This window comes from Streptomyces sp. NBC_00335 (genome assembly GCF_036127095.1).
GTDB lineage: Bacteria > Actinomycetota > Actinomycetes > Streptomycetales > Streptomycetaceae > Streptomyces.
Genome location: NZ_CP108006.1, coordinates 3,326,241 through 3,348,806 on the forward strand (window position 1 = coordinate 3,326,241; position 22,566 = coordinate 3,348,806).

14 protein-coding genes are annotated in these 22,566 nt (G+C 73.2%); 3 read left to right on the top strand and 11 right to left on the bottom strand.

Going from position 1 to position 22,566, the window contains the following annotated elements; translation table 11 throughout:
- Nucleotides 1-131 precede the first annotated feature (131 nt).
- Both OHA37_RS14670 and OHA37_RS14675 read left to right on the top strand, forming a co-directional pair.
- Complete coding sequence (locus OHA37_RS14670; RefSeq protein WP_266905350.1) at nt 132-1,541, top strand: PspC domain-containing protein; 1,410 nt, start codon at nt 132-134, stop codon at nt 1,539-1,541.
- Entirely contained in the window at nt 1,528-1,752 is a 225-nt protein-coding gene (locus OHA37_RS14675; RefSeq protein WP_266905352.1) for a hypothetical protein, read from the top strand. Before OHA37_RS14670 ends, OHA37_RS14675 begins: the two co-directional genes overlap by 14 nt.
- On the opposite strand, the gene OHA37_RS14680 is transcribed toward OHA37_RS14675, so the two are convergent.
- The 4 genes from OHA37_RS14680 to guaA form a co-directional block, all read right to left on the bottom strand.
- A complete protein-coding gene (locus OHA37_RS14680) occupies nt 1,698-2,228 on the bottom strand; it encodes a DoxX family protein (protein WP_443046164.1) in 531 nt (176 codons plus the stop codon). The two genes, OHA37_RS14675 and OHA37_RS14680, sit on opposite strands and share 55 nt — an antisense overlap.
- Nucleotides 2,229-2,246: 18 nt before the next feature.
- Nucleotides 2,247-3,503: a hypothetical protein gene (locus tag OHA37_RS14685; protein WP_266905354.1), complete on the bottom strand. Its 1,257-nt coding sequence runs from the start codon at nt 3,501-3,503 to the stop codon at nt 2,247-2,249.
- A 102-nt stretch (nt 3,504-3,605) separates the two neighbouring features.
- On the bottom strand, nt 3,606-4,388 hold the full coding sequence (locus OHA37_RS14690; protein WP_266905356.1) for a class II aldolase/adducin family protein: 783 nt from the start codon (nt 4,386-4,388) through the stop codon (nt 3,606-3,608).
- A 124-nt stretch (nt 4,389-4,512) separates the two neighbouring features.
- Nucleotides 4,513-6,099 (bottom strand): glutamine-hydrolyzing GMP synthase, encoded by a 1,587-nt coding sequence (guaA, locus tag OHA37_RS14695; protein WP_266905358.1) that lies wholly within the window; start codon nt 6,097-6,099, stop codon nt 4,513-4,515.
- Between the two features lie 295 nt (nt 6,100-6,394).
- Between guaA and OHA37_RS14700 the strand changes: the two genes are divergently transcribed.
- A complete protein-coding gene (locus OHA37_RS14700) occupies nt 6,395-6,706 on the top strand; it encodes a chorismate mutase (RefSeq protein WP_266905360.1) in 312 nt (103 codons plus the stop codon).
- 322 nt (nt 6,707-7,028) lie between these two features.
- Here OHA37_RS14700 and OHA37_RS14705 read toward each other — a convergent pair whose 3' ends face one another.
- The 7 genes from OHA37_RS14705 to OHA37_RS14735 all read right to left on the bottom strand — a co-directional run bounded on the left by OHA37_RS14705 (nt 7,029) and on the right by OHA37_RS14735 (nt 22,358).
- Nucleotides 7,029-8,690, bottom strand: a complete 1,662-nt coding sequence (locus OHA37_RS14705) for an LPXTG cell wall anchor domain-containing protein (protein ID WP_266905362.1) — start codon at nt 8,688-8,690, stop codon at nt 7,029-7,031.
- 228 nt (nt 8,691-8,918) lie between these two features.
- Entirely contained in the window at nt 8,919-10,751 is a 1,833-nt protein-coding gene (locus tag OHA37_RS14710) for a GMC oxidoreductase (protein WP_266905364.1), read from the bottom strand.
- Between the two features lie 100 nt (nt 10,752-10,851).
- A complete protein-coding gene (locus OHA37_RS14715) occupies nt 10,852-12,480 on the bottom strand; it encodes a succinic semialdehyde dehydrogenase (protein WP_266905366.1) in 1,629 nt (542 codons plus the stop codon).
- 195 nt (nt 12,481-12,675) lie between these two features.
- Nucleotides 12,676-14,382, bottom strand: coding sequence for a serine/threonine-protein kinase (locus OHA37_RS14720; protein ID WP_266905368.1), 1,707 nt, complete (start codon nt 14,380-14,382; stop codon nt 12,676-12,678).
- Between the two features lie 117 nt (nt 14,383-14,499).
- On the bottom strand, nt 14,500-17,835 hold the full coding sequence (locus OHA37_RS14725) for a protein kinase (protein WP_266905370.1): 3,336 nt from the start codon (nt 17,833-17,835) through the stop codon (nt 14,500-14,502).
- Nucleotides 17,836-17,952: 117 nt separating this feature from the next.
- Nucleotides 17,953-20,040, bottom strand: coding sequence for a serine/threonine-protein kinase (locus OHA37_RS14730; protein ID WP_443046165.1), 2,088 nt, complete (start codon nt 20,038-20,040; stop codon nt 17,953-17,955).
- 599 nt (nt 20,041-20,639) lie between these two features.
- Nucleotides 20,640-22,358, bottom strand: coding sequence for a glycerol-3-phosphate dehydrogenase/oxidase (locus OHA37_RS14735; protein WP_266905374.1), 1,719 nt, complete (start codon nt 22,356-22,358; stop codon nt 20,640-20,642).
- Between the last annotated feature and the right edge of the window lie 208 nt (nt 22,359-22,566).

A 22,566-nucleotide genomic window follows, 5' to 3' on the forward strand; every position in this document is an offset into this window, starting at 1 on the left:
GTCACCGATGGTCACACGCTCCCGGCGGCCGTGGCATCAGGGCAGCCCCCCAGTTCTCTCGGGGGGATATCAGGGTTGCGCCAGGGTAGATCCGGATGCCCACGACGGCGGCGGACCGTCACCATGTACGCATGACCGAAGTACACGATTCCCCGCCGCCGGACGCAGGAGCCGGCAGGAGTGCGGCCGGCGCGAGTGCGGCCGGCGCGAGTGCCGGCTCCGCTTCGCCGCTCGCCGAGCGCCCTCCCCTGCGCCGCGGCAAGCGCGACAAGGTGCTCGCGGGCGTGTGCGGCGGCCTGGGCCGGTACTTCGGCCTCGACCCGGTGATATTCCGGATCGTGCTCGGCGTCCTCGCCGTCACCGGCGGCGTCGGTCTGATCTTCTACGGCTTCGCGTGGCTGCTCCTGCCCCAGGAGGGCGAGGAGGACAGCGAGGCGAAGAAGCTGCTGACCGGCCGGGTCGAGGGCTCGACGCTGGCAGCGGTCTTCGCCGCGCTGGTGGGCTGCGCCCTGTTCCTGTCGATGCTGGACAACGGCGGGCTGGCGGTCTTCTCCGTCCTGGCCGTCCTGGCGCTCGGCGCAGCGGCGTACTGGTCGCAGCGGCGGCGGAGCGGTCCCGGCGCGGCGCCCGAGGAGAAGGCCGCGCCGGGCGCCGAGTTCGTGTACCCGGCGGCCACCCGCACCGGGCACCGCACCGCGCACAGTCCGGCGCCGCCCGAGACCCAGGCGCCGCCCGTGCCCGGCGGCCCGTCCTGGTGGCGGGATCCGCTGGTCAAGGACGGCACCACGGGACCGGTCGGCTCCACGGGCTACCTGTGGGGTCCCGAGGACTCGGTCCCCGCCGGCCCCGGCGGCGATCCGGCCGCGCCCGCGGCCCCGGAGTACGCGCGGCAGGTCCGCAGGGAGCCGCGGGGCGGCATCGGCGGCCGGGTGTTCGTACTGGCCGCGCTGGCCGGGAGCGCCGCCACGGCCGCGGTCTGGGAAGGCAGCACCCTGAGCCACGCCCTGCAGGTCGGCTCCGCCTCCGCCCTCGCCGTCTTCGGCCTCGGGCTGGCGGTGAGCTCGGTCAAGGGCCGCACCGGCTTCGGCACCATCCTGCTCTCGGTGATCACCGCCGGGCTGCTGGCCGGGGCGGTGGCACTGCCCAAGGAGATCGGCACCGAGTGGAAGGACGTCGTCTGGCGGCCGGCCGCGGTGGCCGACGTGGCGCCGTCCTACGCGGCGGGCACCGGGCTCGCCACCTTGGACCTCAGCCGCCTGGACGTGCCCAAGGGCGCGACCGTGGTCGTCCGTGCCTCCATGGACGCGGGCCGGCTGCGGGTGATCCTCCCGAGGGAGGTCACCGCGGAGACGGAGGCGCTCATCAAGCTGGGCGACATCCAGATGCCCGGCGAAACGAGCGAACACATACGCATCCAGGGCCGCGACGCCTTCCGGCGGGTGACCCTGCAGCCCTCCCCCGGCACCGAGGCGGGCGGCACGATCGATCTGCACCTCATCGCGGGTGTGGGACAGGTGGAGGTGGCCCGTGCGGCGTCATGAGTTCCAGCCGGGACGGCTGATCGCGGGACTGGTCCTGATGGCGGCCGGGGTGCTCTATCTCCTCGGCGCGGCCGGAGAGGCCGACCCGCCCTGGTTCTTCGTCCTGATGATGACCGCGGGCGGTCTCGCCTTCGCCGCCGTCGCCGGGCTGGTGACCTATGCCGTGCGCCGCGACCGGCGCGAGCGGATCAGCGAGTCCAGCGAGAGGTAGGGCGCCCCGGCGAGGACCAGTGGGGTCCAGGCCATCAGGTAGATCAGGTCGTTGCCGTAGTAGTAGGGGGTCACCGCCCAGGACACGGTGAGCCACAGGCTCAGCGAGATCAGGGCTCCGCCGACGGCCGCGATCCGGGTCAGCAGTCCGGCCAGGACCCCGAGGCCCACCAGGAGTTCCCCGATGGCCAGGGCCACGGCGAAGCCGACGGGCGCCTTCAGGGCCAGGTCCACCATGGCCGGGATCGCCGAGGTGTCGCGCACCCCGCTCATCAGTTCGCCGATGGAGCCGCTGCCGGTGGCGGAGAGGAAGACCGAGTCGGTCAGCTTGTCCAGGCCGGCGTAGACGAAGGTCACGCCGAGGAAGATCCGCAGGGGCAGGAGCGCGTGGCGGGCGGCGAGCTCGCGCAGACCGCGCAAGCCGCTCGAACCGGTGGGAGCGTCAGGGGCGCCGGAGGGGACGTCAGTTCGGGTCACGCGCTATGTGTACCCGCTTCACTCCGCCACGTCGATGGTGCACCGGTTTGATTCCACCCCCGCGGCGGTGACGACCTGGATCTCGATCCGCCCCGGTTCCACTTCCGCCGGGACCGGCACGGTCAGCACGGCGTCGGACGGGTTGGTGAAGCCGCCCGCCACCGGGACCAGCGGTACGTGCACATGGACCGCACCCACCCGGACCACCAGCCGGGCCAGCATTTCCGGCGTCTGCGCCCCCGGCGGGACGAAGCCCACTCCCCGGATCTCGATGTCGTCCCCGGGGCGGATCGCCGCGTCCAAGTCCCCGGGCTCGCGTCTGCGCACCACCGACAGGACCAGCGGGCGGCTGCCCTCGGCGTACTTCGCCGCCAGGTACACGGCCGCCGACAGGGCCACCAGCAGCGCCAGTGCCCACGGCAGCGCCGGCAGCCGGTCCGGGAACCGGGCCAGCGAGACCGCCGCGAAGGCCAGTACCACCGTGGAGACCAGGACGTACTGGGCGTCCGGGAAGGAGCCCCGGCCCGCGTCGTCCGTCAGCAGGTCCGCCCCGGTCGGGCGGTCCGCCGGCAGCTTCTGCAGCCGCTGCCCCATGATCCGTACGGAGACCACCCGGCGCACCAGCACCGCGACCCCCGAGGTCAGCCCGAGCACCGCCAGCAGCGGCAGCGCCCGGTCGAGCGCGAGCCCCGCGTACAGCGCCTGGCGCTCGGGTCCCGGAGAGGAGGCCGCGAGCCGCAGCGCCGGCAGCAGCGTCGCGAAGGCGGTGAGCACCAGCCAGGCGCTCGGCACCGTCTTCGAGGTGGACAGCCGGTTGTCCTCGCCGACCAGCGGGGCCAGCAGACCGCCCCGGATCGTCTGCGCGCGGGCCGCCACCGTCAGCAGGGCGGCCAGCACGAGCGCGGCCAGCAGCCCGGCGGTGCGCGTCGTGGACCAGCCGGTGCCGAGCGCGGTGCCGACCTGGACCAGGAGCAGCACCCCGGCGGCGATCCACACGGCGAGGACGGCCCGCCGGGAGAACAGGTAGAGCCAGGAGCTGCCCGCCTCCCGGCCCCGGTCGGCGACCGTCCGGGCCGACAGGGTCAGCTCGTCGGAGACCCACTGGCGGGAGGCTCCGAGGGAGTGGGCCACGGCGGCCGGCACCCCCTGCCCCGAGGCGAACTCGTCGCGCTTCTCCAGGAACGCTGCGACCGCGCGGCGGTGCCCCTCTCGTGTGCAGTCCTCGCAGGCACAGGCCGCGGTATGGGTGCTTCTGGACATCTCTTGGACAGCCACGAACGTGCCGCCTCTCTGAACTACGGTGCAGTGCCAGCGAATTGTGCACCACTGCGGCAGTGCTCCGGATTGCGCACGATGTCAGAGCAGGTGATTAACCGTTCATGATGTTGACGGACCCGCTCCGGGGGCCTCCAGAAGCGGCTGGCAGTTGGCCCAGGCAGCCAGATCGGACCCGAACCGCTCCCGGGTCGCGAGCGCGCTGTGGTGGCTGATGAGCACCGCCTTCCCGGCCGCCCGCGCGATCAGCTGCACCTGCGCGGCCCGCTCGGCCGCGATGAACCACCAGGCGGCCGCCTCCACCGAGTCGCCGACCGTCAGCAGCCCGAGGTTGCGCAGGACCAGCGCCTTGTAGGGGCCGAGCGCGCCCGCGATCCGCTCGGGGTCCCCGTCGCCCGAAAACTCGTCGAGCAGCGCATGGTCCTCGTAGAAGGAACAGGCCTCCTGGGTGACGGGGGCGAGCAGTTCGCCGAGCGCGGCGAGCGCCCTGCCGTACGGGGCCTGCGTGCGGACGACGGCCACCACGGCGGGCCGGGCCCGGTGGACGGCCGCGTGTACGGCGAAGGCCAACTGGTTGACCCTGCGCTCCCCCTGGCGGACCCGCCCCTCCCCGTCGACCAGCAGCAGGTCGTCGGGGCCGAGTGCGCCGAAGGCCCGGCCGAAGGGGTTCACCCAGTAGCAGTCCTCGAACTCCGGGTCCCGAGCGCTGACGTGCCCACCCACCCCGTCCTCGTACCCGAGCCCGCCCAGCAGCCGCAGCACCCCGGCGAGCCGCTCCTTGCGGTGGGCGCGCTCCTCCCCGGGGGTGGCGAACACCGGCGGCATCTCGAAGCCGAGCCGCTCGGCGGGCACGGGTGCGGGCGCGGCTGCGGGTCGCTCGGTCATGGCCCCTCCTTCAAGGTCGCGGCGCAAAGTACCGGCGACCGGCCGAAGAGGCCATACACGCGGCGAGGCCGCCGCTCCCTGGGCGGGAGCGGCGGCCTCGTCACGTACGGCTGAGCAGGTGGGACTACTCCCACTCGATGGTGCCCGGCGGCTTGCTCGTGCAGTCCAGGACCACGCGGTTCACGTCCGGCACCTCGTTGGTGATGCGGGTGGAGATCCGCGCGAGCACCTCGTACGGCATGCGCGTCCAGTCCGCGGTCATCGCGTCCTCGGAGGAGACGGGGCGCAGCACGATCGGGTGGCCGTACGTACGACCGTCACCCTGGACGCCGACGCTGCGGACATCGGCCAGCAGGACGACCGGGCACTGCCAGATCTCGCGGTCCAGGCCGGCCGCCGTGAGCTCGTGGCGGGCGATGGCGTCGGCCTCGCGGAGCAGGTCCAGGCGCTCCTTGGTGACCTCGCCGACGATGCGGATGCCGAGGCCGGGGCCGGGGAACGGCTGGCGCTGGACGATCTCGGCGGGCAGGCCGAGCTCCTGGCCGACCATCCGGACCTCGTCCTTGAACAGCTGGCGCAGCGGCTCGACGAGCTCGAACTCGATGTCGTCGGGGAGCCCGCCCACGTTGTGGTGGGACTTGATGTTGGCGGTGCCGGTGCCGCCGCCGGACTCGACGACGTCCGGGTACAGGGTGCCCTGGACCAGGAAGGCCACCGCCGGGCCGTCCTCCTGGAGGATCTCCAGCTGGGCAGCCTCGAACACGCGGATGAACTCGCGGCCGATGATCTTGCGCTTGGTCTCCGGGTCGGAGACCCCGGCCAGCGCGTTCAGGAAGCGCTCCTGGGCGTCGACGACCTTCAGCTGCACGCCGGTGGCGGCGACGAAGTCCTTCTCGACCTGCTCGGTCTCGCCCTTGCGCATCAGACCGTGGTCCACGTAGACGCAGGTGAGCTGCGAGCCGATGGCCTTCTGCACGAGGGCCGCGGCGACCGCGGAGTCCACGCCGCCGGACAGGCCGCAGATGGCGCGCTTGTCGCCGACCTGCTCGCGGATGAGGGCGACCTGCTCCTCGACGATGTTGCCGGGCGTCCAGGTGGGCTGCAGGCCCGCACCGCGGTAGAGGAAGTGCTCCAGGATCTGCTGGCCGTGCGTGGAGTGCATCACCTCGGGGTGGTACTGCACGCCGTAGAGCTTCTTCTCGTCGTTCTCGAAGGCCGCGACCGGTACGACGTCGGTCGACGCGGTGACGGTGAAGCCCTCGGGAGCGGCGGAGCAGGCGTCGCCGTGGGACATCCACACCGACTGGTTCTCGGGGGTGCCCTCGAAGAGGGTGGATCCGGCCTTGGAGACGGCCAGCGGGGTACGGCCGTACTCGCGCGAGCCGGTGTTGTCGACGGTGCCGCCGAGGGTGACCGCCATGAGCTGGAAGCCGTAGCACATGCCGAAGACGGGGACGCCGGCCTCGAAGATCGCGCCGTCGAGCTGGGGGGCGCCCTCCTCGTACACGGAGGACGGGCCACCGGACAGGATGATCGCCTTCGGGTTCTTGGCGAGCATCTCGGCCACGGGCATCGTGCTGGGCACGACCTCGGAGTAGACCCGTGCCTCGCGGACGCGGCGGGCGATCAGCTGCGCGTACTGGGCGCCGAAGTCGACGACGAGAACCGTGTCCGGGGCGCTGTCGTGGGTGGCGAAGGTGGCTTCTGGCACGGGGCAGGCCTTCCGGCGGAAGAGGGGGTTGTTTTGTCGATTCTAACGGGGGACGGATACCCCTCTTCGTCTCAGTGTCCGAACCGGCTTGGCACGGAGCGGGACAGAGGGTAATAATCCCTCCATGCGCAAGCAGCTGAGCTTCCTCTTTACCTATGGCACCGGCCGGTCCGGTCGCCATGGGTCATCGTGATGCTCGCTTGAGCCACTGACTTCCCAGAGCGCCCCGGTCCGACAGGACCGGGGCGCTCTGGCGTTCCCGCTCCGGTCGGACCCCACCGACAGGAGACCGACCATGAGCACGACCACGATCACCCCCGCGACCGCCACCGCCACCTCGTCCGCCACCGCCACCGCGATCACCCCCGAGCAGCTGATCGCCGGATCCCGCGAGCGGATCGACGCCATCGACGACCGGATCATCGGCCTGATCCAGGAACGGATGGCCGTCTCGACCGTCATCCAGGACGCCCGGATCACCTCGGGCGGGCGCCGGGTGCACCTGTCCCGCGAGATGGAGGTCCTGGGGCACTGGAGCGACGCCCTCGGCAAGCCCGGCACCACGCTGGCGATGACCCTGCTGGAGCTGTGCCGGGGCCGGGTCTGAGGCCGGCGCCGGTCACCGCGGCCTCGGCCTCGGCCGTACCCGTAACGCCTGTTCGTCACCCGTCCGGACCGTGACCGCCCCCACGGCCCTTCGTTGATGCGGATGACCGTGCCAGCCAGGTGCGGGACCGCAGCACCACGCGTGGCTCGCTGGAGCGATGAGACGCACCCCCTGCGGGGCGTGCGTCGTGGGACCTCGCTCCTTCATGTGACCGGACGGCAGGGGACAGCAGCCCGGTCACCACACGAGGACGGCCGGCCCGGGGGACGCCCCGGACCGGCCGTTCTTCTGTTTCCCCCGTCGGGCTCCCAGGCCCACGCCGTTACGCGCGGCCGGTGACCCTCCGGCGGAACACCAGGAACACCGCGGCACCGGCGGCCACGAGCACCGCACCGGCGAGCAGGACCGGCCCGGCGGTGGAGCCGGTGTCGGCGAGACCGCCGTTCGGAGACTTGCCGCCGGGGGTACTGGCGCCCGGGCTCGGGGTGGTGCTCGTACCCGGCGTGGCCGACGGGCTCGTGGAAGCCGTCGGCTTCGGGCCGGGGGTGGTCGGGGCCGTGGTCGGCGTGGGGACGACGTCCTTGCCGTTGATCACGAAGGCGGCCTTGTTGTTGGCGTGGTTCGGGTCCCAGCCCTGCGGGGTGGTGCCCTTGGCGGACCACTGGCCGACCGAGACGGAGCCGGTGGCGGCCGTCACGACCTTCTCGATCTTCAGCTCGAACGGGAAGTCGAACCTCTGCTTCTCCCCGATGATGTGCGACGTCGTGCAGAAGTAGCGGGGGGCGCCCAGCTGCTCTTCGCGGTACTCGCCCCCCGCCGTTGTGGCAGTGCACTGCTCCGGAACCTTGGTGACCTTGGCTCCGGCCGGGATCACGATGTCCGCGAGAGCCACGTCCTCACCCGCGCGGAAGTAGGCGACCCACGCCGGACCCTCGTTGCGGAAGCCGAGCTCGGCCTTGACCGTCTCGCCCGCCTTGCCCTTCAGGGAGGTGGAGGTGGCCACCAGGTCGGCGGTGTTCTTCACCGAGAAGTCGAACTCCTGCCGGTTGTTCCACGGGTCCAGATCGGCGGAGCTCGGCGCGGCCTTGGCCGAGCGCGCCTTGATGCCCAGCTTCTTGCCCGTGCGGGGCGTGCTGAGCTTCCGCGTGGACTTCGGCTCGGAACCGGCCTGGTGGACCCCGTAGATCAGGCCCTCCTGGAAGGCGTGCGGAGCGGCCTTCAGGGTGAGCGCGCCGGCGATCTCGTAGACCTCGCCGGGCTTGACCTCGTTGTCGAAGGTGCAGAGCGTCGTGGACCAGCCCTTGTTCCAGGGCTTGTCGGTGGTGTCGTCCTCGCTGTGGGCGCAGTTGTCGTATTCCTCGACCAGGCCCATGCCGTGCGTGGTCCTCAGCTCCAGCGCCACGCCCTTGACGGACTCGGTGCCCGTGTTGCCGAAGACGATCGGGAGCGGCTGCGCCTCCCCCGGGTTCAGCTTCGCCTTGAGGGCCGCCTCCTCCATCACCAGATCGGGGCCGCCGATCCGGACCTTGGTGGTGGTGGGCTTGAAGGTGGCGCCCTTCGCCGCGCCGGTCATCGTCAGGTCGACGACCGCGCCGGCCTTGCTGCCCTTGGCGGCGGCGAGGTCCAGGGACCCCACCCAGTCCTCGCCGGGGGAGATCCCCCAGCGGCCGTCGCAGGTGACCGCAGCCGCGGTAAGGGTGCAGCGGCTGGACCCGTCGCCGAGCGTGACGTCCGCGATGCCCTTGAGCGGGCTCAGGTCGACCGTGTAGGTGGTCGGAGCCTGGAACTCGCCCCCGGTCGGGTTCTCCACACGGAAGTCGACCGAGGTCTTCTGCGGCTCGCCGCTCTGGCCGGGGTGCGGGCGCAGGCCGATCTCCGCCGGGCTGATCAGCGTGAACACCGGATCGGCGGCGTTCGCGGGGGCGGCGGCCAGACCGACGGCCACCAGGCCGGCTGCCGCCAGCAGGGAGATGTGCTTTCTCATGCCGATCTTGACACTCGAGGGCCGCCTTCGGTTGCCCTCTTGACCATGTGACGCACGACACACATCCATCGCCGGTTTCCGCTACAACCATCCGGGCCGGGCAGCTGTCTTGCATGTAGTTCGGCGGGTACCGCGCTCGGAGGGGGAGTGCGGTGCCCGCCGAAGTCGTTCAACGGCTCATCGGTCTCGGCGGCTGTTCAACGGCTCACCGGTCTCGGCGGGCGGAGGCTATTCGGCGGCCGTCGGCTGTCCGGCCGTCGGCTGTCCGGCCGTCGGCGGCTGTCCGGCGGGGGCCGCCGTGCGCGGCGGAACCTCCGGTACCGCCAGGAACGGCAGCCGGAGCGCCCCGAAAGCCTCCTTCGGCACCGCCGGGCGGACCGGTTCCACGGCCTCCAGGCGGGCGTAGGCCGCCCCCTGCTCCGGGCGCGGGTCGTGCTCGCCGTTGTTCGGCCAGTAGGACATCGCCCGTTCCGCCTGCGCGGTGATCGTCAGCGACGGGTTGACCCCGAGGTTCGCGGAGACCGCCGAGCCGTCCACCACCGAGATGCCCGGGTGTCCGTAGAGCCGGTGGTACGGGTCGACCACGCCCTCCTCGGGCGAGGCGCCGATCGGGCAGCCGCCGAGGAAGTGCGCCGTCAGCGGGGTGCCCATCAGCTCGCCGACGTTGCTGCCCGGGAACCCGTTGATCTCCTCGGCCAGCAGGGTCGCCGCCCGCGTGGCCTCGGCGATCTGTACGGGGTTGGGCGCGCCGTGGCCCTGGCGGGCGGTGAGCAGGCCCTTGCCTATGCCGCCGGGCTTGCGGTAGGTGGTCAGGGAGTTGTCGAGGGACTGCATGACCAGGCCGATGATGGTCCGCTCCGACCAGCGCCGGTTGGAGAGGGACCGCAGCAGCTGGACGGGGTGCCGGACGGTGCGCCCGAGCCAGGCGCGGACCCGGTGGGGGGAGTAGGGCACCTGGAGGATGGTCATGAACCCCATCGCGTTGGAGCCCTTGCCGTAGCGCACCGGCTCGATGTGGGTGTCGGCGTTGGGGTGCACCGAGGAGGTGATGGCCACGCCCCGCGTGAAGTCCGCACGCTTGTCCTTGCCGTGCCGCTTGCGGTAGCGGCGGTCGTCGGTCTGCGCGCCTACGAGGCCTTCGGAGTTGGTCCGGGTCAGATCGCCGAGCCGGTCCGAGAGGCGGGGCAGCTCGCCGAGGTCCTTCATCGTGTGCAGGAGGGTCTGGGTGCCGTAGGTGCCCGCCGCGACGACCACGTGCCGGGCGCGCAGCACCTTGGGCTCGGCGCGGCGGCGGCCATCGGTGGCGACGGTGCGGACGCGGTAGCCCCCGTCGGGGTGCTCGGAGAGCGCGGTGACCGTGGTCATGGGGTGGATGACGGCACCGGCCCGCTCGGCGAGGTGCAGGTAGTTCTCGTTGAGGGTGTTCTTCGCCCCGTGCCGGCAGCCGGTCATGCACTCGCCGCACTCGGTGCAGGCCTTGCGGGAGGGGCCGGCGCCGCCGAAGTACGGGTCGGCGACCTCGTCACCGGGGCGCACCTTGCCCTGCCCCTCGGCATCGTCTCCGTCGCCGAAGAAGACGCCGACCGGGGCCATGTGGAAGGAGTCGGCGACGCCCATCTTGGCGGCGGCCGCCTTGAGGTGGACGTCGGAGGGGGTCGTCGTCGGGTTGAGCCGGACCCCCAGCATCCGCTTGGCCTGGTCGTAGTAGGGGGCCAGCTCGTCCTGCCAGTCCGTGATGGACGCCCACTGCCGGTCCTCGAAGAAGGCGGTGGGGGGCACGTAGAGGGTGTTGGCGTAGTTGAGGGAGCCGCCGCCGACCCCGGCGCCCGCGAGGACCATCACGTTGCCGAGGAGGTGGATGCGCTGGATCCCGTACAGGCCGAGGGCCGGGGCCCACAGGTAGTTGCGCAGGTCCCAGCTGTTCTTCGGCAGGCTCTCGCGGGTGAAGCGGCGCCCTGCCTCCAGAACGCCGACCCGGTACCCCTTCTCGGTGAGCCGCAGCGCCGAGACCGACCCTCCGAAACCCGAGCCGATGACGATGACGTCGTAGTCGTACGACACTGCGGTGCCTCCCAAACGGACCCAACGGAACGGACCTGCGGAACGGACCTGCGGAACGGACCTGCGGACTGGCTGGCCTACCGACTGGCTGACCCGCGGACTAGCGGAGCCGGAAGGCCTTCATGACCTTGAGGCTGCGCGTCATGAACGCCGCGTACTTCTCGTCGTCCATCCCGAGCGACGGAGCCATCGGCAGCAGCCGCTGGTGGGCGACGGTCTGGGCCTCGGTGTACTTGAGGATGCCCTCGGAGCCGTGGCGGCGGCCGAGGCCGGATTCCTTCATGCCGCCCATGGGCGCCTGGGCGCTGCCGTAGGCCGGGGCGTACCCCTCGTTGATGTTGACGGTGCCGGTGCGCAGGCGGGCCGAGACGGCGTGGCCGCGGCGGGCGTCCTTCGTCCACACGCTGGAGTTCAGGCCGTAGGAGGTGCCGTTGGCCTCCTCGATGACCTCGTCCTCGTCGGTGAAGCGGTAGATGGAGACGACCGGGCCGAAGGTCTCCTCCCCGCACACCGCCATCGCGGTCTCGACGCCGTCGAGGATGGTCGGCTCGTAGAAGAGCGGGCCGATGTCGGGGCGGGCGACGCCGCCGGTGACGAGGGTGGCGCCCTTGGCCACGGCGTCGTCCACGTGCCGCTGTACGGCCGCCAGCTGGCGTTCGCCGGCCAGGGAGCCCATGTCCGCGCCGTAGGCGAGGGAGGAACCGAGGCGCATGGCCTTGGTCCGGGCGGCGAACCGGGCGACGAACTCGTCGGCGATCGAGGCGTGGACGTACAGCCGCTCGATGGAGATGCAGAGCTGGCCGGCGGAGGAGAAGCAGGCGCGGACGGCGCCGGCGGCGGCCTTCTCCACGTCGGCGTCGCGCAGGACGAGCATGGCGTTCTTGCCGCCGAGTTCGAGGGAGACCCCGACCAGGCGGGCGGCCGCGCCCTGGGCCACCTCGCGGCCGGTACGCGTGGAGCCGGTGAACGAAACGTAGTCGGCGTGCCGGACCAGCTCGGGGCCGACGACCGGGCCCTCGCCGAGGACGATCTGGAACACCTCGGCCGGCAGGCCCGCCTCGATCATCAGGTCACGGGCCCACAGGGCGGTCAGCGCGGTCTCGGTGTCGGGCTTCATCACGACGGCGTTGCCCGCGACGAAGGCGGGCAGGGCGTCGCCGATCGACAGTTCGAGGGGGTAGTTCCAGGGGGCGATCTGGCCGATGACCCCGCGCGGCTGGCGCAGCTCGGTGACCTTGGTGAGGGTAGGCATCGCGCCCGTGTGGCCCTTGGGGCGCAGGTACGAGGGCGCCTTGCGGCCGTAGTGCCGGGCGGCGATCGAGACGGCCTGCACCTCCTCGTGGGCGTGCAGGCGGGCCTTGCCGGTCTCCAGCTGGATCAGGTCGAGCACCTCGGCCTGCCGGGACAGGACCAGGTCGTGGAAGCGCAGCAGTACGGCGGCCCGGGCGCGGACGGGCAGGGCCGCCCAGGCGGGCTGAGCGGCGCGGGCCGCGGCGAAGGCCGCCGCCACATCCTCGGGGGTGGCTTCGGGGAGCTCCGCCAGCCGGTCCCCGGTGAAGGGGCTGTGGTTGGCGGTGCGGCCGGAGCCGGCCACTCCGCGGGTCAGCCGGGCGACCAGTTCGGGGGTCACCACGTCGGCGGCGCTCCGGGCGCCCGCCGGGGCGGGGGCGACCGGATTGGTGGGCTGCGGGGCGCTGCGGAGGGGGGCCGGGGCCTGCGTGTCCGTCATGGGCGTGAGCGTATTGCGCCCGGGGGTGCTTTGGGTACCCGCCGGTAACCGGATTTTGCCATTTCTGCCAGTGATCGCTGGCAGGATGGCGGAATCCGGGCACCGGGGCCCGCCGGGGAACGGTCTCGGCAGGCCGGTCTCAGCGGGCCGGTCTCAGCGAGCCGGTCTCGGCGGGCCCGCCCCAAGGGGCACGTCTCAGTGGGCCGGGGCCGGCTTCCAGCCGCTGAGCACGACGTCGAACTGCGACCGGGTCGTGTCCCAGTCCGAGACCGGACCCGACATGTACACCGCGTACTCGGTGCCGTCCGGCGCGTAGTACATCTGCTCGATGGCCTGCCGGGGCCCGGTGAACGCCCCGGTCCGCTCCGTCCAGCCGAACTCCCACAGGGCGGCCTTGACCTGCCCCCGGAAGGTGTTCGGGTGCAGGGTCTGGCGCACGTAGTCGGAACGCTTCTGGACCTGCTTCTCCAGGTCCAGCAGGTGCGCGTACGGGTCCCTGAAGGGCGGCTTGCGGTCCATCGCGATCCGGATGAAGTGCTTGCCGCCGTCCCCGGTGTAGTCGATCTGCGTCCCGTCCTCCCGGCGCTTCCAGCCGTCCGGGACGAAGAGGGAGAAGCCCTGCTTGTCGACCACCTTCCGCCAGCCCGCCGGCGGGGTCTCCTCCGCCTGCCCCTTGGCGTTCCCGTCGCCGGACGACTCCGGCGCCCCGGCCGTCCGGCCCGGGATCGCGCCGCCCGTCTCCGAGTCGCTGGTGTACTTCAGGATCCCGAACACCCCGGCGCCACCGAGCAGCGCCGCCACCACGGCGACGACGGCCGCGCGGCCGATCCGGCCCGGGGATCCGGCACCGCGGCGGGACGGGCCGCCAGGTCCGCCCGGTCCGGCCTCGGAGCGGGCTGCGAATGCCGGTTCCGGCTGCGGCTGCGGCTGCGGGGCCCGGCCCTGGTCCGCTCCCCGATCACCGGCCCCGTCCCCCGGCAGCTCGGCCGTGTCCGCCGGCTCGTTCCGGGCGGCGCCCAGCTCCTCGGAGCCCATCGCGCGCGTGGGTACGTACGCCTGCGCCGACTTCGGCTCGCGGCCCTCCATCGCCTGCAGCAGCATCTGCTCGGCCTCGTCGGCCGAAGGCCGCTGCGCCGGGTCCTTGCGCAGCAGCGCCGTGATGACCGGGGCGAGCGCGCCCGCGTGGGTCGGGGCGGCCGGCTCCTCGTTCACCACGGCCTGGAGGCTGGAGATGGGCGAGGTGCGGCGGAACGGCGAGCGCGCCTCCACGGCCGTGTACAGCGTCGCGCCGAGCGACCACAGGTCGGAGGACGGATCGGGGGACCCGCCGGTGACCCGTTCGGGAGCCAGGTAGTCGATGGAGCCGATGAGTTCGCCGGTGCGCGTGATGGAGGAGTCGCCCTCGATCGCGGCGATGCCGAAGTCGGCGAGCATCACCCGCCCGTCCTTGGCGAGCATCACGTTGCCCGGCTTCACGTCACGGTGCAGTACGCCGACCGCGTGCGCGGCGCGCAGCGCGCCGAGCACGTGCAGCCCGATCCTGGCCGCCTCACGGGGTTCGATCCGGCCGGCCGTCTTCGCCGCGTCCGCGAGGGAGGGGCCGTCGATGTACTCCATGACGATCCACGGCCGGTCGTCGTGTTCCAGCACGTCGTGCACGGTGACGACCGCCGGATGCTGGATCCGGGCCGCGGCCCGGGCCTCCTTCTGCGTGCGTTGGTGCAGGACGTCCCGGTCCGCCTGGGCGACGTACAGGCCCGCCGTCAGTTCCTTGACGGCGACCGTCCTGTGCAGCAGCTCGTCGTGGGCGCGCCACACCTTGCCCATGCCGCCCCTGCCGATGGGCTCCACGAGCCGGTACCGGCCCGCGAGCACCGCACCCGCACCTGTCTGCTGTTCCACGAATCCCCGCCGCCGCTCTGTGCACTTCCGGTCAGACTACGGAGATCGCGGGCGGCGGCGGAACCACTCGGAGGCGGTTGGGCCGCACTGTGACGCAATCGCCGTACTGATACCTCGTCAGCCGCCGCTCCGGTAGCTGGCCGTCGCCTGCTCGAAGATCTCGGTGACCTTGCCCTCCTGGTCCTGCGGGCCCGTGACCATGACCACGTGGTAGGAACCTCCGAGCGCGACGACGAAGTTGCGGGCCACCACGGAGCGGCCGTTGCCGTCGATCCAGGTGTACCGGCCGGTGACGCGGAGCTGGCTGCCGACCTTGGTGGACTTGATGTCGCTGACGCTGGACCAGGTGGAGGAGCGGTACGGGGCCAGTTCGGGCTCCTTGTCCTTCTGGTAGGTGGCCGGGTCGGGGTTGCCCTGGACCTTGTCCCGGCCGGGGACGACGGTCAGGACGAAATCCCCCTCCGTGTAGCGGACCTGACCGGACTCGTTCATTCCGCGGCGCTCCCAGCCGTTCGGGACGTTGATCGAGAAGTGCTCGGCGTCCTGCTGCGCCGTGTACCCGGAGGGAGCGGGGGCATTGGTCTGCGGGGCCGGCTTGGACTCGGGCGGGTTCGCGGAAGGGCTCGGAACCTGGCCGGACCCGCTCGGCTTCGGGCTCGGGCTCTGGCCGGGGCCGCGGCCCGGGCTCTGCGACTGGGTCGCGGCGGGCGGCCTCATCCCGGCGGCCTTCTGCCCGCCCTGCGGATCGGCGGAGCGGGGCATGAAGAACAGGGCGTAGGCCACCGCTCCCGAGAGCAGGACGAGGACCCCGAGCAACAGGGAACGCCCCAGCGAACGCGGCTTGCGGGGGTGTTCGGCGCTGCGGTGCCGGCCGTGCAGGTCGGCCCGCCGCCGTACGACGGGCAGCCTCGCCGGGTCCTCCACCACCGGCGGCAGCATGGCGAAGCCGCCGTCGGGCTCCGGGGCGGACCGCACGAGGGAACGCAGCCAGCCGCGGAGCTCCTCGAAGTCGGGCCGCTCGGTCGGGTCCTGGCGCAGCAGGGACTCCACGACCGGGCGCAGCGGGCCGCACTCCTCGGCGAAGGCGGGGGGCTCGGCGCAGACCATCTCCACGAGCTCGGCGACGCTGTCCTCGGGGTACGGGGCATGGCCCTGTACGGCCCGGTACAGCAGCGCGCCGAGCCCCCACAGGTCGGTGGCCGGCCCGACCGGCGCGGCCAGCTGCCACGGCCCGTGCACGGCCTGCGCCTGCTCGGGAGCCCACCGCTCGGTAACGGCCCCGACCACGGCCATCCGCGTCTGCCGCGCCCGCTCCGCATCGAGCCCGCTCCGCGGCCCGCTCCCCCACCCGCCGGCACCACCACCGGGGCGGGACGCCCCGTAACCGCCGCCCGCGGGAACCACCGGGTACCCGGCACCACCTTGCGGACCGGCCTGGCCGTAGCCTTCGACCCCGGCAACCACGGCGTGCCCGGGGGCACCCTGCGGACGGCCGTGGCCGTAACCGTCGGCCCCGGGAGCCCCCGCGTATCCGGCGCCGCCCTGCGGGCCGCCCTGGCCGTACCCACCGGCCCCGGGAGCCGTCACGTGCCCGGCGCCGCCCTGCCGATCTGCCTGCGGGCCGGTCTGCCCGGGACCCCGGGCCCCGGAAGCCGCCGCGTACCCGGCACCGCCCTGCGGACCGGCCTGGCCGTGGCCCGCCTGGTCCGGGCTGCCCGGCCCCAGCTGGGGCCGGCGGCCGTAGTCGGCGCCGTCCCGCGCGACCGGCTGACCCGTGCTCGCCGGAGCCGGGTGGCCTTGGTGGCCCGCGTGGCCCGCGTGGCCCGGTCCCGGTGAGGGCTGCCCGTGGACGGGCTCGTGCCCCGGCCCGGGGACCGCCCGGCGCTCCGCGCCGTTTTGGGGCTGCGCCCGGCCGCCCGGTGCCGTCGGCTGCCCGGGGTTCTGGCCGTCGCCGGAGGCCCGGGGTGCGCCGCCGCCCTGGGTGTCCGCCTGCTGGTAGCCCTGCGGAAGGGCGAGTTGCGCCGGCAGCGCGGCCCGGGCCGGCGGCTCCGGTTCGGCCGGGGGCAGGGCCTGGCGGCGCGGGGTGGCGCCGTGCCAGGTCGCGCCGGTGTCCGGGCCGCCGTACGGGTACGAGTACCCCTGCGGCAGCTTCGACCCCTCCGGCCTCGGCTCCGCCTCCGGCTCCGCTCCGGCCGCCTTGCGCTGCTCGGTGATCCGCGCCGCGGCCTGGGCCCCGGCCCGGTACGCGGCGACGGCCCCGGCCCGCGCGGCTGCCTTCAGATCGGGCCGGTCCCCGGGGGTGCCGGGGGTGGCAGCGGCCCCGGTGGCCCTGGGGACACCGTGCCCGTTGGAGGCCCCGGAGGCCCCGGAGGCAGTCGCAGCGCCGGGAGTCCCGGACTCACCGGCACCGAAAGCATCGGGCCCGCTCGCGGAGTCGGGGCTTATGTGGTCCCGGTAGCGCGGCCCGGTGTCGTACCCCGGAGCCACGAGCGGCGCGTACTCCGGCGCACTCCCGCCCCCCTGCGCGGCTGTTGCCGCACCGGCCGCCGCATCCCATCCCGCCACATCCGCGGAGCCGCCCCCGTACTCGGCGCCGTACCCGCCGTCCGCACCAACCCCGGGTCCGGGCCCCTGCCCGTATCCGGCGTCCACACCAGGCCCCGGAACCGGGCCCGGAACCGGACCGCCCGAGGCACGACTGCCGTACCCGGTCCCGCCGCCCCCCGCGCCGACGGCGCCCGCGCCGACGGCGCCGCCGTAACCGTCTCCGTACCCACCGCCGCTCACCGGCCCGCCCGCCGCGAACGCCGAGGCACCGCCCGGTTCACCGCCCGGCCAGGGCCCCGCCAAGTCGCCCGTACCGTCCCGCTGGGGGACCGGGTCGTACCCGCACAGGGCGTCCTCCGCCGCCCCCGCCGCGAGCCCCGTCAGGACGACCCGCCCGTCCTCGCAGATCAGTACCGTCCGCATGGTGATGTTCCGGTGCGTCCACCCGTGCGCGTGCAGCACCCGCAGAGCGGTCAGCACGTCCGCCGCCACCTCCGCCGCCCGGTACGGGCTCAGCGGTTCGTCGGCGATCAGCGCGGCCAGCGGTCGGGCCGGGACGAGTTCGCTCACGATCCACAGCGAACCGCCCTCCGCGAACACGTCGAAGACCTGGTCCAGCCGCGGATGGTCCGGCACGGACGCCGCCGCCTGCGCCGCCTCGATCGCCCTGCGCACGGCGGGCAGTTCAGCGTGCGGTACGCGCCGGCCCCCCGCGGCGGGGGGACCGCCCCGCGTGCCGTCCAGCAGCTCCGCGTCGACGACTTCCGGTAACGGGACCTGCCGCACGAGGACTTCCTGCCCGCTGCGCGTGTCGAAGGCCCGGGTCTCGATCAGTTCGTAAGCGTCCGACGGCGGCAACGGCAGACGGTAGCGCTCGGCCAGGATCCGGCCCGCGTAGTCCTCCACATCGCCTCCCCCGAGAGCTGCGGGCCCGTCCCCCAGGCCCCGCTGACACGATACGACGCCCGAGGCGCCCGCGTCCCGGCCCTGGCGAGGCTGACCCGAGCTCGCGGGGAACCCGTATCAGCCCAGCGGCTGGAAGGTGTCGAACGCCGTGGTGCGCAGCTGCGTGCACTCCGCCGCGTCCCACTGGTCGGCGAGGCAGGTGATCATGATGGCGTAGCCGTGCTTCGCGTCCATCCTGAACCCGCGGTCGAGCACCCGGACCCGCGAGCCCTTCTGGTCCCGCTCGAACTCCCAGTCCGCGACGGTCGGGTACCCGCGGTACGGGACCGCTTCGAGGCGCAGCAGCTTGTAGTTGCTGCTGCTGCTCGCCACGCTCGGGGCCAGCGCCAGCCAGGCGGCACGGGCGTCTTGCTTCGGCGACTTGTTGAAGTCGATCTGGATGCGCGGGAAACCGCCGTCGCGGCTGTAGATGACGCCGTCGTCGTCCCCTATCACCCCGGTCTGCTTGAAGTCCTCGGGCATGCCCATCGCGAAGTGGAACCCGGGGTCGTTGACCTGGGCGAACCCGGGCGGGAGCCCGGGCAGGGCGCCCCCGGGCGTGGTTCCCTGGCCGGGGTTGGTGCCGGAGCCCTGCGACTGGCCCGGATCCGGCGAAGCGGACCCGCCGCCGGAGGACTCGCCGGACTTCGGCGAGGGAGACGGGGAGGGCGAGGGCGAGGGCGACGGCGAGGAACCGGCCGCGGGGCTCGAAGCCGCCGCGGAACTGCCGCCCTTGCCGTCCTTCGGGGAACCGCCCTTCTCGTCGTCGTCGCCGACGATGGCGTACGCGATGACCGAGCCTATGACGGCGAGCGCCACGACCACGCCGGCGATCGCGAGCGCGATGGTGCGGCGCGGCACGACGTCGGTGAGCGGGGCCGCGACGGGCGCCGGACGCGGCGACGGGGACTCGGCCGCGGTCACGGCCGTGGCGGTGGCGGCGGCCGAGGCCGCGGCACTGGCGGCCGCCGCCTTGCGGGCCGACTTCAGCGCCGCGCGGGCGCGCTCGCGCTGCTCGCGCTCACGGCGCTCGCGTTCCTTCTTCTCCGCCTTCTCGGCGGCCTTGGCCGCCTTGTCGGCGGCCGCCTTCTCGGCGGCGTCGCGGGCCTCGGCGAGCGATATCTGCCGGGTCTCCTCGACCTCCGGGGCGAGTACGGGAGCCGGCGGCTCGGGCGCATCGATCACGGCGGTGAGCAGCGCCCGGGCGCGATCGTCGTCGAGCCGGTGGGCGGGGTCCTTGACGAGGAGGCCGTAGATGACCTCGGTCAGCGGGCCGGCGTTCTTGGGCGGTTCGACGGGCTCGGTCATCACGGCGGTGAGCGTCGCGAGCGCCGACCCCTTGTCGTACGGGGGAACCCCCTCGACGGCTGCGTACAGCAGGCCGCCGAGCGACCACATGTCCGCCGGCGGGCCGGGGCGCTGGCCGCGGGCCCGCTCGGGCGAGATGTACGAGGGCGCGCCGACGAGCATGCCGGTGGAGGTGACGGAGGGGTCGCCCTCGACCTGGGCGATGCCGAAGTCGGTGAGGATCACGCGGCCGTTGCCGTGGTCGGCGAGGAGCACGTTGGAGGGCTTCACGTCCCGGTGCAGGATGCCCTGGCGGTGGGCGGCACGGAGTACGTCGAGCACGGCGAGGCCGACTTCCGCGGCGCGGCGGGGGGTCAGCGGGCCGCTCTCGCGGATGAACTCCGCGAGCGAGGGGCCCTCGATGAGCTCCATGACGATCCACGGCCGGCCGTCCTCGTCGACGACGTCGTAGACGGTCACCGCGCCGCCGCTGCGGATCCGGGCGATGGCCTTCGCCTCGCGGAGGGTGCGGGTGATGAGTCGGCGCTTCTCGTCCTCGTCGACGCCGCTGCCGAAGCGGAGTTCCTTGACGGCGACGGTCCGGCCGAGGGTCTCGTCCTGGGCGCGCCAGACGGTGCCCATGCCGCCCTTGCCGAGGACGTCACTGAGCCGGTACCGGCCCGCGAGCAGCCTGCCCTCGTCCTGAGCGCCCTGTCCCGCCTTGGCCGCGGCGGCCTTGACGGCGGCGGCGACCTCGTCGGCCTTGCTCACCGCGACGGGCTTGCCGTCCTCGCCCACACCGTCCGCCCGCACGACGGGAGCCTTCCGCAACTCCGCCTTCGCACCCCCGGGCTTGGCATCCTCCGGCTCGACCTTCACCCGGGCAGGCTTCGCATCCTCCGGCTCCGCCTTCACCCCGGCAGGCTCCGCACCCTCAGACCCGGCGCCCACACCAGCAGGCTTCGCATCCTCGGGCTCGGCCTTCGCCGCAGCAGGCTTCGCATCCTCCGGCTCCGCCTTCACCCCGGCAGGCTTCCCACCCTCAGACCCGGCGCCCACACCAGCAGGCTTCGCATCCTCGGGCTCGACCTTCGCCCCAGCAGGTTTCGCATCCTCGGGCTCGGCCTTCGCCCCAGCAGGCTTCGCGTCCTCCGGCTCGGCCCCACCGGCAGCCTTCGCTGCAGCAGGCTTCCGCGCCTGCGGCTGCGCCGCGGAAGCCGCAGGCGTCTCGGCGGGAGACTTCGGGTCCGTCGGTGGTGTCGCCGGAGGCACCGGCGATCCCGTCCCGACAGACGGCTCCGGCGACTCGGTGTGCTCCGGCTTCGACATGCGTCCCCTCTGCGTTCGTGCCGCCTGCTCCGGTTGCCCTGGCAGCGGCCGGGGTGCCCGGTAACCCGCCCCGGCAGAACCCTCATTGTCCCTTACTCCGCAACGGACGGGACCCCCGGGTCCGCGGTTCCGCCCGCGACATCGCGGAGTTACAACGGGACGATGTCCGGCGCCCCCAGCCTCGCCGCGTCCGCCGTCTGATCATCCGGCTGGCGCTGCGATTCCCTTTCAGCCTGCACCCTTTTCTCGTAGTGCTCCACTTCCTTCTCGATCTGCTGCTCGTCCCAGCCCAGAACCGGAGCCATCAACTCCGCGCACTCGCGCGCCGATCGGGTCCCCCGGTCGAAGGTCTCGATCGAGATCCGCGTCCGCCTCGTCAGCACGTCGTCCAGGTGCCGCGCCCCCTCGTGCGAGGCCGCGTAGACCACCTCCGCACGGAGGTAGTCGTCGGCGCCCGTCAGCGGCTCTCCGAGGGAGGGGTCTTCCGCGATCAGTGCCAGCAGTTCCTCCGTCAGCGAGCCGTACCGGTTCAGGAGGTGCTCCACCCGGACCACATGGAGCCCGGTCCGCGCGGCGATCCGCGCCCGGCCGTTCCACAGGGCCCGGTACCCCTCGGCCCCGACCAGCGGCACGTCCTCCGTCACGCACGGCGCGACCCGCTGGTCCAGCCCGTGCACCGCCTCATCCACCGCGTCCTTGGCCATCACCCGGTAGGTCGTGTACTTGCCTCCGGCGACGACCACCAGCCCCGGGACCGGGTGCGCCACCGTGTGCTCGCGCGAGAGCTTGCTCGTCGCGTCCGACTCCCCGGCCAGCAGCGGCCGCAGGCCGGCGTAGACCCCCTGGACGTCGTCCCGGGTGAGCGGGACCGCCAGCACCGAGTTCACGTGCTCCAGCAGGTAGTCGATGTCCGCGCTCGACGCCGCCGGGTGCGCCTTGTCCAGGTCCCAGTCGGTGTCCGTGGTGCCCACGATCCAGTGCCGGCCCCACGGGATGACGAAGAGCACCGACTTCTCGGTCCGCAGGATCAGTCCGGTCGAGGAGTGGATCCGGTCCTTGGGAACGACGAGGTGGATGCCCTTCGAAGCCCGCACGTGGAACTGCCCGCGCTCCCCGATCAGCGCCTGGGTGTCGTCGGTCCACACCCCCGTGGCGTTGACGATCTGCTTCGCCCGGATCTCGTACTCCCCGCCGCCCTCCACGTCCTGCACCCGCGCGCCGACGACCCGCTCGCCCTCCCGCAGGAAGCCGATGACCCTCGCCCGGTTGGCGCACTGCGCCCCGTACGCGGCGGCCGTCCGGACCAAGGTCGCCACGTACCGCGCGTCGTCCATCTGGGCGTCGTAGTACTGCAGGGCGCCCACCAGCGCGTCCTTGCGCAGGGCCGGCGCGATCCGCAGGGCGCGCTTGCGGGAGAGGTGCCGGTGCGTCGGCAGCCCGCGCCCGTGGCCGCTGGAGAGCGACATGGCGTCGTACAGCGCGACGCCCGATCCGGCATAGAACCGCTCCCACCCCTTGTGCTGCAACGGATAGAGGAACGGCACCGGCTTCACCAGGTGCGGGGCGAGCCGCCCCAGCAGCAGGCCGCGCTCCTTGAGCGCCTCCCGCACGAGGGCGAAGTCGAGCATCTCCAGGTATCTGAGCCCGCCGTGGATGAGCTTGCTGGAACGGCTGGAGGTGCCCGAAGCCCAGTCCCTCGCCTCCACCAGCCCGGTCGCCAGGCCTCTGGTCACCGCGTCGAGGGCGGTACCGGCGCCCACCACTCCGGCCCCGACCACCAGCACGTCCAGCTCCCGCTCGGCCATACCGGCGAGCGCCTCGGCCCGCTGCACGGGCCCCAGCGAGGCCCGCCCACCGCCTCCTCCCATCCCCGCGCCCATCCCCATCCCCGCCCCGGACCCCGCCCCAGACCCCGACCCCGTCCCCTCGCCTGCCGCTGCGCCCGTCCCTGCCCCTGCCCCTGCCCCTGCCCCTGTCCCAGTCCTCACGGCTGCCTGCCTCCCGTTGACGCGGGTCGCCCCGTTCGCCCTGTGCGGTCGTCCCACCGGTTATGGGTGATCCCGCTCACATCGCCCG

Bases quoted from the DNA above. Each gene is read 5' to 3' on its own strand.
- OHA37_RS14735 (WP_266905374.1), bottom strand. From the start codon at position 22,358: ATGGGAGGAGGCGGTGGGCGGGCCTCGCTGGGGCCCGTGCAGCGGGCC.
- OHA37_RS14700 (WP_266905360.1), top strand. From the start codon at position 6,395: ATGAGCACGACCACGATCACCCCCGCGACCGCCACCGCCACCTCGTCC.
- OHA37_RS14670 (WP_266905350.1), top strand. From the start codon at position 132: ATGACCGAAGTACACGATTCCCCGCCGCCGGACGCAGGAGCCGGCAGG.
- OHA37_RS14705 (WP_266905362.1), bottom strand. From the start codon at position 8,690: ATGAGAAAGCACATCTCCCTGCTGGCGGCAGCCGGCCTGGTGGCCGTC.
- OHA37_RS14715 (WP_266905366.1), bottom strand. From the start codon at position 12,480: ATGACGGACACGCAGGCCCCGGCCCCCCTCCGCAGCGCCCCGCAGCCC.
- OHA37_RS14690 (WP_266905356.1), bottom strand. From the start codon at position 4,388: ATGACCGAGCGACCCGCAGCCGCGCCCGCACCCGTGCCCGCCGAGCGG.